This window comes from Lysinibacillus sp. CNPSo 3705 (assembly GCF_028674935.1).
Lineage (GTDB): Bacteria > Bacillota > Bacilli > Bacillales_A > Planococcaceae > Lysinibacillus.
The window spans coordinates 42,445-53,988 of sequence record NZ_JAQZSD010000026.1 but is presented as its reverse complement, the minus strand read 5'-3'; the positions used below and the strand labels follow the sequence as shown (position 1 = coordinate 53,988).

Annotated in this window: 10 protein-coding genes; 3 read left to right on the top strand and 7 right to left on the bottom strand. The window is 37.2% G+C overall.

The features are described from left to right. Positions 1–248: 248 nt before the first annotated feature. On the bottom strand, positions 249–1,148 hold the full coding sequence (locus tag PVA17_RS12930; protein ID WP_132361676.1) for a DMT family transporter: 900 nt from the start codon (positions 1,146–1,148) through the stop codon (positions 249–251). 389 nt (positions 1,149–1,537) lie between these two features. On the opposite strand from PVA17_RS12930, the gene PVA17_RS12925 reads away from it, so the two are divergent. Then, complete coding sequence (locus PVA17_RS12925) at positions 1,538–2,254, top strand: MgtC/SapB family protein (protein WP_132361678.1); 717 nt, start codon at positions 1,538–1,540, stop codon at positions 2,252–2,254. Positions 2,255–2,269: 15 nt separating this feature from the next. Next, on the top strand, positions 2,270–3,265 hold the full coding sequence (locus tag PVA17_RS12920) for a cation diffusion facilitator family transporter (RefSeq protein WP_132361680.1): 996 nt from the start codon (positions 2,270–2,272) through the stop codon (positions 3,263–3,265). Positions 3,266–3,332: 67 nt separating this feature from the next. Here the strand turns inward: PVA17_RS12920 and PVA17_RS12915 are convergent, their stop codons facing one another. The 6 genes from PVA17_RS12915 to pruA all read right to left on the bottom strand — a co-directional run bounded on the left by PVA17_RS12915 (position 3,333) and on the right by pruA (position 9,975). Next, positions 3,333–3,671: a hypothetical protein gene (locus tag PVA17_RS12915; RefSeq protein ID WP_274067901.1), complete on the bottom strand. Its 339-nt coding sequence runs from the start codon at positions 3,669–3,671 to the stop codon at positions 3,333–3,335. A 211-nt stretch (positions 3,672–3,882) separates the two neighbouring features. Beyond that, on the bottom strand, positions 3,883–4,062 hold the full coding sequence (locus tag PVA17_RS12910; protein WP_274067900.1) for a hypothetical protein: 180 nt from the start codon (positions 4,060–4,062) through the stop codon (positions 3,883–3,885). Positions 4,063–4,305: 243 nt separating this feature from the next. Then, on the bottom strand, positions 4,306–5,469 hold the full coding sequence (locus PVA17_RS12905; RefSeq protein ID WP_274067899.1) for an iron-containing alcohol dehydrogenase: 1,164 nt from the start codon (positions 5,467–5,469) through the stop codon (positions 4,306–4,308). A gap of 177 nt (positions 5,470–5,646) precedes the next feature. Beyond that, positions 5,647–6,891 carry a Glu/Leu/Phe/Val family dehydrogenase gene (locus PVA17_RS12900; RefSeq protein ID WP_248716969.1) on the bottom strand — a complete coding sequence of 415 codons (1,245 nt, stop codon included), beginning with the start codon at positions 6,889–6,891 and terminating at the stop codon, positions 5,647–5,649. An 83-nt stretch (positions 6,892–6,974) separates the two neighbouring features. Next, the gene (locus PVA17_RS12895) at positions 6,975–8,168 is read right to left on the bottom strand and encodes an ornithine--oxo-acid transaminase (RefSeq protein ID WP_132361686.1); all 1,194 of its coding nucleotides are present in this window, start codon (positions 8,166–8,168) and stop codon (positions 6,975–6,977) included. A 262-nt stretch (positions 8,169–8,430) separates the two neighbouring features. After that, positions 8,431–9,975, bottom strand: a complete 1,545-nt coding sequence (gene pruA, locus PVA17_RS12890) for an L-glutamate gamma-semialdehyde dehydrogenase (protein WP_132361688.1) — start codon at positions 9,973–9,975, stop codon at positions 8,431–8,433. Between the two features lie 145 nt (positions 9,976–10,120). On the opposite strand from pruA, the gene PVA17_RS12885 reads away from it, so the two are divergent. Further along, a complete protein-coding gene (locus PVA17_RS12885) occupies positions 10,121–11,428 on the top strand; it encodes an AAA-type ATPase lid domain-containing protein (protein WP_132361690.1) in 1,308 nt (435 codons plus the stop codon). Positions 11,429–11,544: the final 116 nt, after the last annotated feature.

The window sequence follows — 11,544 nt, the reverse complement described above, 5'->3', positions numbered from 1 at the left end:
TGTTTGATGTCCAAAATTTTGTTTCGTTCACTAACTCAAGGTTAGCTAGTAAAAACTTTATTGATTACGTTTTGCTTGTTCAGTTTTCAAGGTTCATTTCTTCACCGCTGTTTTCAGCGACTTTATTATCATAACTTGTATTCAACAAGAAGTCAACAACTTTTTTAAATTCTTTTTTTCAAATCTTTTTTTCAAGTCGTCCTTCTTGTTAAGGACAAGTAATAATATATAATATAGCAATTTAAAAATCAAGCTTTTTTTAAAAAAAGTTTAAAAATCTTTTTCTCATCAACTACAAATAAGAGAATTCCTACTATAACAATGAATCCACCAATAATTTGTGTGGCTATTAAATATTCTTTAAAAATTAGAAGAGCTAAAATGGCCGCGCCAATTGGTTCAAATAAAATCGCAATGGAGACTACATTTGTACTAACGTATTTAATTGACCAATTAAATAGAGTATGACCAAATAAATTAGGAACTATCGCTAATAAAATAAACCATATCCAGTCCATAGTTGAATAAGGGCCGAACGATTCCCCCTTAATAAGAACATAGATAAACAATGTAATTGTACTAACAGCATAAACAATCATCGTATATGTCACAAGGGATAACCTTTTCCGTACATCTTGTCCAAATAAAAAGTAAGCTGTAACAAGTGCGCACGCGACAAGAGCAAGCATGTCTCCATAAAATGCAGTACCACTAAGTTTAAAATCTCCCCAACTAATTAAAATACTACCGACAATAGCAATAACTCCTGCAAAAATGGTTTTCAAAGTAATGTTCTCTTTAAAGAAAAAATATGTACCTACAAATGCAAACAATGGCTGTAGTGTAACCAAAACTGTAGAACTTGCTACAGAGGTGTAATTGAGTGATTCAAACCATAAAATAAAATGAAAGGCTAAAAATATGCCAGCAACAGAAGAAAATAGCCAATCACGTATTCTTAATTTCTTTACCTCGTTTGTGTACTTCCAAAAAAACAGAGGAGCCATTATTACCACCGAAAAGAACATACGGTAAAACGCAATAACTCCCGCTTCTGCATTTGCTAATTTCACAAATATGGCTGACAGGGATACAGAAATTACGCCAATAAAAATAGGAATGTATGGATGAATTTTGGCTTTCTCCATTAAATCCAACCTCCAATAAATTTCGTCTCGGCATCATTACGTCTGGATTCGGCTTTATGTCCCTATAAAGGACCCCTTTCCAATTCCGTGTCATCCGCCGGAAACCTTAACTTATACTCGTATTACTTTCACTACCTATAAAGGTTGAGACATTTGTTGCTGTCGCTTCGCTTTCGCACAGAAAACATTTGTTGCTGCCGCTTCGCTTTCGCACAGAAAACATTTGTTGCTGCCGCTTCGCTTTCGCTCCCAAAAATATGTGGTGAAAGAAATTAAAAATACTTATACTTCATTACGATCGTGATGTACAATACAAAAAAGTAATGTACATATAATAATGACACCTTGCATATCTCTTAGCAATACGAAATATCTGTGGAGGGTTGCGTATGGAAACCTTGGAAAATATGATTACATATGAAGTTGGCATAAAATTAGTAATTGCAGCCACATTAAGTTTAGTAATCGGTATCGAAAGGGAATTAAAAAAGAAGCCTGTAGGATTAAAAACAAGCTTAGTTATCGCTACATTTAGCTGTTTATTAACTGTCATTTCGATTGAAACCGCCTATTCAACACCCCCAAGGTCAGAAATCAACATTACAATGGACCCTTTACGCTTGGCTGCCCAAATTGTTAGTGGGATTGGATTTCTTGGAGCAGGTGTTATTCTAAGACGAGGGAATGATAGTATCTCAGGTTTAACAACTGCAGCAATGATCTGGGGAGCTGCTGGGATAGGAATTGCTGTTGGCGCAGGCTTTTATATAGATGCTACATTAGCGGTTATTATCATTGTCTTCGGAATTGAGGTTTTATCGCCGTTTCTAATGAAAATAGGACCAAAAAGAATTCGTATGCGAGAAATATCATTGAAAGTTCAGATTAACAATGATGACAATAGTGAATCCTTTTTACAATTCTTAAAGGAAAACAATATTATTATTGAAAACATACGCATTCAAGATGTTCCAAATGATAATAATGTTTTTCACGAATTAGATTTACGCTTATCATTAATAGTCTCTGATAACTTACTGTCATTTTATCGTTCATTACGAGCACTACCCTATATAGAAAAAATCGAAATGGAAATTTTAAACTAGTTGGAGGATTCTTTCGTGGTAGAAATAATAAAACTATTAAAAAACGGGAATAAGCCCTCTCTGTTGGCAGCAGTAGTCAATGCTTTTTTAGGAATTATTAAAGGTGTTGCCTTCTTCTTTACAGGTAATGTTGCCATGTTTGCAGAAATGATGCACTCACTAGGAGATGCAGCAAACCAATTATTCGTTTATATCGGCTCAGCGCTGTCGAAAAAAGCACCGACAAAACAATTTCCGGGAGGCTTTGGCCGAATTGTAAATTTAGTTTGTCTTTTTGCAGTTATAATTGTGGCTATCCTTTCTTATGAAACCGTTAAAGAAGGCTGGCATCATTTTATACACCCTGCTGGAGAATCTAAAGGAATGCTCATTGCACTTGGCGTATTATTGATCGGTATTGTTTTAGAAGGGTCAGTTCTTGCAAAAGCTGCCGTTGAAATACTACATGACGCTGGACAGGAAAAAGCGGGAATAATAACAGCTATCCCTAAAGCTTTCCCTTATTTAAATCGCGCAAAACCAGCAACAAAATTAGTATTTATGGAGGACTTAGTAGCTACAGGTGGTAACGTGTTGGCCTTCGGTGCTATCTTAATTGCGCACTTTACAGGCTGGGCAAATATAGAAGGACTCGTTTCAATGATTATTGGCTTTATGATGTTCTATGTTGTAGCAAAAGTGTTTCTCGATAATGCACGTGGAGTTATTGGGGAAACAGACGAAGAAATGCTAAATCATATTGCTCATCTTGTAATGGATGACCCAAACATTAAAGATATTGTTCGCCTAGAAGTCATTAAAGAAGGTGAGTTTTTACATGTGGAATTAGTTGCTGAAGCTGACCCTAACCTATCACTCGCTTTTCTAGATGATGTACGCGACCATTTAACAGAGGTCATATTAAGTCAGAAGGGTGTATCGAAAGTGGCCATTTTATTTGATGAGGATGACGGAAAACAAGATTGGGTGCATATTGGCGAAAGACCGGAAAACTCAACATTTAAACAATAACTTATTATCAAAACATTTTAAATGAGATAAATAGCCAATTGCCATTTTCAGGCAGTTGGCTATTTTTTTATACCAGCACTAGATGATTTTGTTCTCGTTTAACTTCTTCTGTACCTTCCATTAAGCAATCTAAAATCTCTTCATTATTTAAAACATGAACTGTTATCATAAAAGTTAATAACTTTTTTAAAGTGATAATCTTTTTTATACCTTGCTGTTGAATAACGATTTTTGAGAATTTTAATGTTGCCAATCGATTAGCTAATGCATATTCTTCTGCATTTGTATTCTCTCTTCCATCTGCATAGCAACCTAATATGAAATTACCAGCATAAGAGTTTTTCAATACATTAGGGTGCATAGATTGGTAATGTACCTCTGCAATCGAATCATCATTATTCATCATTTGATGAGTCACCAAATAATGTTTTAAAGCATCTTTTAAATCAATTGCAATAGCTGTATACTTCGATAATAAACCGGCACTATTTCAGTATTCCCTAAATAAGGTTTTGCTTCTACTACAATTTCCCCAGAAGGACATACAAAAACTTGTACATTTGCTTTATTTACACCATCTGTAAAGGTAATATTCGTTTGGCCACTTTGTAAGCTTTTTAAAAATATACTTTGCTCAACGATAATCCCGTGACAATTTGGTCATTCTCAACTTGTAGTGATTGCGTTTCAATTCCCAAAACTTCTACACAATTTTGCATTTTATAAACATGCTGCTGAAATGACGTCTCTATGCAACCCTTTGTGCCATCGCGCTCTTCAAGCATTTGTTTCAACATTTGCTCCCTCTCCATCCTAGTAAACAGGGCTGGAACAAATGTGTTTCAGCCAACTAAAATACCGAACTATCCAATGAAACTCTCATGAAGTGTTTCGGAATAGTTCGGTTTGTCTAGTTATCGTGTTTTATTAATTTAGAGATTATTCGGCTTTATGAAGGAGCATTTAGTTAGGTCCCAGCCTCATATTCATCTTTACTAATCAATTATGTCTCATAACTAACGTCCAGAAATAGAAAGGAGTTAAAGTGAGTTTTGCAAAATAGTACGCACATCTTCTTCCTGTAATTTGTTAAAGTTTCCAAAGGGGCCATTTTGCATAGCATGTTCTACTATTCGCGGGAATTTGGAATCGTCAATTTCATAATCCGCTAGACTACTTGGAGCTCCTAGAGAAGTCCAAAATGCCGATAAACGATCAATTCCTTCGTATGCAACCTCTTCTAGAGACTTCCCTGTTGCGTCGACACCGAAAACGCGTATTGCGATACGTGCAAAACGCTCTGGATTTACGGGTACACTTAAACGCATCCAATGTGGTTGTAATATTGCTAGACCACCTGCGTGCGGAATATCGTAAACTGCAGAAACAGCGTGCTCAATATTATGTGATGCCCAATCTCCACGAGAGCCAATCGATAAGGATCCATTTAACGCAATTGTTCCTGCTAATAAAATTGTTTCACGCAACTGGATATTTCCTAAATCTTCTAACAGTTTAGGTGCTGTTGTAATGACCGTTCGTAAAACTCCTTCACACATTTCATCTGTAAGCGGTGTATTCGTCGTATTATGGAAATATTGTTCAAGTACATGCGACATCATATCAACGATACCGTAAACCGTATGATTTTTTGGTACAGTCACTGTATACACTGGATTTAAAATTGAAAATTTTGGGAATACTGCAGGGCTACCCCAACTTAGTTTTTCTTCTGTCGCAGCGTTTGTAATGACAGAACCTGAGTTCATTTCGGAACCTGTTGCGGCTAGCGTTAATACCGCCCCGAGCGGTAAAGCGTCCTTCACAATTACTTTACGTTTTACAATATCCCAAGCATCGCCATCATATTTTGCACCTGCAACAATTAACTTAGAACAATCAATTACAGAACCGCCACCAACAGCTAGGACTAGATCAATTTCTTCTTTTTTACAAAGATTAATACCAAGTCTTGCTGTTTCCACACGTGGATTTGGCTCAACACCGCTAAGTTCAAATATTGTTTTATTTGCTTCTTGTAACTTTTCGATAACAGCATTGTATACACCATTTTTCTTAACACTGCCTCCACCATAGACAACTAATACCTTTTCACCATGTTGCGCTAACTCATTCGCAAGCTTTTCCAGTGCATTTTCACCAAAGTGTAACTTCACTGGGTTATAATATGTAAATGAATCCATTCAATTCGCCCCTTTCTACTTGGATTTTCGCATATTTCTATTGATGAAAGCAAAGATTTAAAACCAATCTTGACTCCACTGTCATTGCATTCACTCTTAACTCTTCACACTTTTTTGCGTGCATACATAAAAAACGAGTCATCCGACTAGGAATGACCCGTTTTTCTTATATATTTATTAAACCCATCCACGGAAGCGTGAAGCTTCTGCAGTGCGGCGAACACCTACCATATAAGCTGCTAAGCGCATATTAATGTTACGTGTTGTCGCTGTTGTATAAACGTTTTCAAATGCATCAACCATTTTTTTGTAAAGACGTTCTTCAACTTCTTCTTCTGTCCAGTAATAACCTTGGTTATTTTGTACCCATTCAAAGTAAGAAACTGTTACACCACCAGCAGATGCTAATACGTCTGGTACAAGTAAAATGCCACGATCAGTTAAAATTCTAGTTGCTTCAGCAGTTGTTGGACCGTTTGCTGCCTCTACGACAATGTTTGCTTTAACATTGTGTGCATTGTCAGCAGTAATTTGGTTTTCGATAGCAGCTGGCACTAGAATATCACAATCAAGCTCTAATAATTCTTTATTTGAAATTGTATTTTCAAATAATGTTGTTACAGTACCGAAGCTATCACGACGATCTAATAAATAGTCGATATCTAAACCTTCAGGATCATGAAGTGCACCATAAGCATCTGAAATACCGATTACTTTCGCGCCTAAATCATGCATGAATTTCGCAAGGAAGCTACCCGCGTTACCGAAGCCTTGAATGACAACACGTGCACCTTTAATATCAATGCCACGTTTTTTCGCTGCTTCTTGGATAACAATTGTTACACCTTGTGCAGTTGCACGGTCACGACCTTGAGAACCACCAAGCACTAGTGGCTTACCTGTGATGAAACCTGGTGAGTTGAATTCATCCATACGGCTGTATTCATCCATCATCCATGCCATAATTTGTGCATTCGTAAATACGTCTGGAGCAGGAATATCTTTTGTTGGTCCTACGATTTGACTAACTGCACGTACATATCCACGGCTCAATCGCTCGATTTCATCCATAGACATTTGACGAGGGTCACAGATGACACCACCTTTACCACCGCCATAAGGTAGATCTACGATACCACATTTCAATGTCATCCACATTGAAAGCGCTTTAACTTCTTCCTCAGATACTGCCGGATGGAAACGTACTCCACCTTTAGTTGGCCCTACAGCATCATTATGTTGTGCACGGTAACCAGTAAATACTTTTGTTGTACCATCATCCATTTTCACTGGAATACGAACTTGTAACATGCGAAGCGGCTCTTTTAATAATTCATACATAGCTTCGTCATAACCAAGTCTATTTAGAGCCTCTTGAATGACTTCTTGAGTAGATGTGAACAGATTTAAGTTTTCAGACATATTAAATCGCCTCTTTGTTTTTTATAATGATAGTATATCGGCATCATTGTAACATACTTCCGAATTAAAATGTGAACATTTTGTTAAAGATTAAATACTTTTTCAATTTGTTCGATTGACCAGTCTAAATCCTCTTGTGAAATAACAAGTGGTGGCGCGAATCGAATGACTGTATCATGTGTTTCTTTACATAATAAGCCTAATTCTTTAAGCTTTTCACAGTATGGACGTGCAGCCTCTGTTAATTCCATTCCGATAAATAAACCACGACCACGAACTTCTTTAATGACTGGGTTATTAATTTCTTTTAATTTACCTTTAAAGTATTCACCAAGTTCGTGTGAACGCTCTGCTAATTTTTCATCTAGTAATACTTTAATTGATGCAATTGATACAGCACATGCTAAAGGATTACCACCGAAAGTTGAACCATGTGATCCTGGGTTGAATACACCTAAAATTTCACGATTTGCAGCTACACATGAAATCGGGAATACACCGCCGCCTAAAGCTTTCCCTAAAATGTACATATCAGGCTCTACTTCTTCCCAATCACATGCAAACATTTTACCCGTACGCGCTAAACCAGCTTGGATTTCATCTGCAATGAATAAAACATTGTTTTCACGGCATAGCTCGCGTGCAGCCTTTAAGAAACCTTCTGATGGAATAACGATACCAGCCTCACCTTGAATAGGTTCAATTAAAAACGCTGCTGTATTTGGAGTAATTGCAGCTTTTAATGCATCTAGGTTACCGTAATCTACTAACTTAACATTCGGTAACATTGGACCGAAGCCACGACGATATTCTTCGTCAGATGATAAAGATACAGCAAGCATTGTACGACCGTGGAAGTTACCATTACATGCAATGATTTCAGCTTTCCCATCTTCTACACCTTTTACATCATAAGCCCAACGACGAGCCGCTTTAAATGCTGTCTCTACCGCTTCAGCACCTGTATTCATCGGTAATACCATTTGTTTATTCGTTAATTTTCCAACAAGCTCATACCATTCACCAAGGTTTTCGCTATAAAATGCACGAGAAGTTAGTGTTACTTTATCAGCTTGTTCTTTTAACGCGGCGATAATTTTTGGATGACGATGCCCCTGATTCACAGCAGAGTAAGCTGAAAGCATATCTAAATATTTGTTACCTTCTGGATCTTTTACCCAAGCACCCTCAGCCTCTGAAATAACGATAGGTAGCGGATGATAGTTTGCAGCACCAAAATTTTGCGTTTGTTCAATCACTTGATTTGTTTTTGTCATAAAGTATTCTCTCCTTACGTTCATGATGAAAAACTCTGGAAGACTCTGTTTTTCTATAAATAAGTTCAATAGAACAATTTCAGCATTTTCTGAATATAAAAAGCAAGAATCTGCCCACTACTCCTAGGTAAGCCGCCTCGACATTAGCGCCTGCGGTTCTTGCCGGACTCACTTTACCAGGAGGAGTCTCGCAGATTCTCTTATAATTTATGCCCCAGCATAATTGCGTTCGGAGGCAACTTCTTCAGTCAGCCAAAAGAAGTTATAGCATTTCAGAAGTTGTTTTTGCTTGCATGTGAAGTTGTAGATAGTCAGGGCCACCTGCTTTTGAGTCAGTACCTGACATATTGAAGCCGCCGAATGGTTGGTAACCAACGATTGCACCAGTACAGCCACGGTTGAAGTATAAGTTACCTACATGGAAATCTTCACGTGCTTTTTCTAAGTTCATACGATTATTTGTAATAACCGCACCAGTTAAGCCGTATTCAGTATCATTTGCAATATCAATTGCTTGATCAAAATCTTTAGCTTTTGTAATAGCTACAACTGGTCCAAAGATTTCTTCTTTCATAATTCGTGCAGAAGGATCTACGTCTGCAAATACTGTTGGTTGAATGAAGTAACCAACTGAATCATCAGCTGTACCTCCTGCAACTAAGCGACCTTCTCCTTTACCAATTTCAATGTACTCTGTCACTTTATTGAATGCTGCTTGGTCAATAACTGTTGCCATGAAGTTGTTGAAGTCTGATGGGTCACCCACTGTTAACGCGTTTGTTAATTCCACTACACGGTCAACAACTTGGTCATACACATCTTCAACGATAACAGCACGAGAACATGCTGAACATTTTTGACCTGAGAAGCCAAATGCTGATTTTACGATAGATTGTGCTGCAAGCTCTAGATCCGCTTCTTTATCAACAACGATTGTATCTTTACCGCCCATTTCAGCGATAACACGTTTAATCCAAATTTGACCGTCATTTAATACAGACGCACGTTGATTAATGCGTAAGCCTACATCACGAGATCCTGTGAAGCTAATGAAGCGTGTTTTTGGATGATCAACTAAATAGTCACCTACTTCTGCACCAGAACCTGGTACAAAGTTCACAGCACCTGCTGGAAGACCTGCTTGCTCTAACACTTCGATAAATTTAAAAGCAACTACAGGTGTTGTTGAAGCCGGTTTTAATAATACAGTGTTACCTGTTACTAAAGCTGCCGCCGTTGTCCCCGCCATAATTGCGAATGGGAAGTTCCATGGTGAAATAACAATACCAATACCTAATGGAATATAGTCATAACGGTTGTATTCCCCTGGACGACTTTCTACAGGTTGCCCTTCTTTAATACGGAGCATTTGACGACCATAGTATTCTAAGAAGTCAATTGCTTCTGCAGTATCTGCATCAGCCTCAGCCCATGGTTTACCTGCCTCTTTTGTTAAAAGTGCTGAAAATTCATGTTTACGACGACGAATAATTGCCGCTGCTTTGAATAATACGTCTGCACGAATAGCCGGATCTACTTTTTTCCAAGTTTTGAAAGTTTCATCTGCTGCCTGCATTGCTTTTTCAGCTAGTTCTTTGTTTGCTTTTGATACGCGACCAATTACTTCTGTTTTCTTTGCTGGATTATATGAAACGATTTTATCTTCTGTCGTAATACGTTCTCCACCGATAATTAGTGGATAGTCATGACCTAAATAACTCTCTACTTTATTTAATGCTTCTAAATATGCGTTGTAATTTGCCTCTTGAGTAAAATCTGTGAATGGTTCGTGTTTGTATGAAATCATACTTTATCCTCCCTCGTGAGATGTGTTTTAAGTGCGCAAAAAACATTGACGCAAAATATCTTTGCGTTTAGAATATTCTTACACTTATTATAATGCAAAATTTTGTTGCATATTTCAAGTAAAAAATTTTTGAGGTGCACATTTTATGAAAAATTCTGAACCGCTACTTCCTTTTTATAAGTTTATTGCAACAAATGTTTCTGTTGGTATTCATGCTGTAGACCTTTCTGGCAAAACAATTATTTATAATACAAAGATGAAAGAAATTGAAGGTTTCCATTTTGATGAATTAGCAGATCGTTCTGTTATTGAAATGTTTTCCTTCCGCCAGCATGAAAGTACTTTAATGCGTGTATTACAAACAGGTAAAAAGGAAATTAATGTGAAACAAACTTATTGGAATAAAAATGGTCATGAAATTACAACCATTAATGATACTTTTCCACTTTATGTTGAAAATAAACTAATTGGAGCAATTGAATTTGCTCGTGACATTACATCACTCGAAAAGCTAGTTTATCAGCCTCTTCGCCGATATGATGAACCTTTAACATTCGATATGATTACAGCAGTTTCCGAATCGATGAAACAAATTATCGCAAACGCAAAAAAAGCAGCAGCTGTGAAGTTACCGGTCTTATTAATTGGAGAATCGGGTACAGGAAAGGATTTAGTCGCAGAGGGGATTCACCATGCAGCATCGCCTGATCCTGAAGCATTTGTAACATTAGTAAGTCGTCGCTCTGTTCCATCTGTTTTAGATAAATTGCAGGAGCTCTTACAAGATGACAAGGCATATACTTTTTTCTTCGAACGCATTGACTTTTTAAGTTTAGACATTCAAGAGAAACTGTTAGAGGTATTACAATCACTTCCACAGTCTAAATACATGCTAATCGGAAGTGTCGGAAGCGACCCTATTACATTGATTGAGGAGAAAAAACTTTCAAAATCACTGTATTATTTCTTTGCTACAATGGCGATTACCATCCCAAATCTAACAGATCGAAAAGAAGATATTCTTCCATTCGTAGATGATTACTTTAACCGCCATCGGGAACGCTTCGCTTCAAATGTCCGTGATCTAGCACCTGATGTCCAGGATTTATTTTTGCAATATGATTGGCCAGGAAATTTAAAGGAGCTTGAGCTATTACTAGATGAAATTGTGTCGTTTATGACCACTGAATCAACAGTTACCTCAGATTTATTACCCATGCATTTCCGTTTCAAAGTACAACAGCAGGACACAACTAATCACGAGCCGGAATTCTTTATGTTCCAACAACAGAATGATGTTATGCCACTCGATGCTTATTTGCGTGAAGCTGAATCATATTATGTGCAAAACGTCTTAAATTTATATGAAGGCAACATTACAAAGGCAGCTAGTGCACTTGGCATGAGTCGTCAAAACCTACAATATCGAATTCGAAAAATAAAAAATCAATAGTTATATTTGAATACAAAAAAACGAGGATACCTTCAAATTTGAAAGCATCCTCGTTTTTTATCTCGCACAATAACATGCAGCAATTATTTGCCTGTATCGAAAGCGTCAAATGCAAA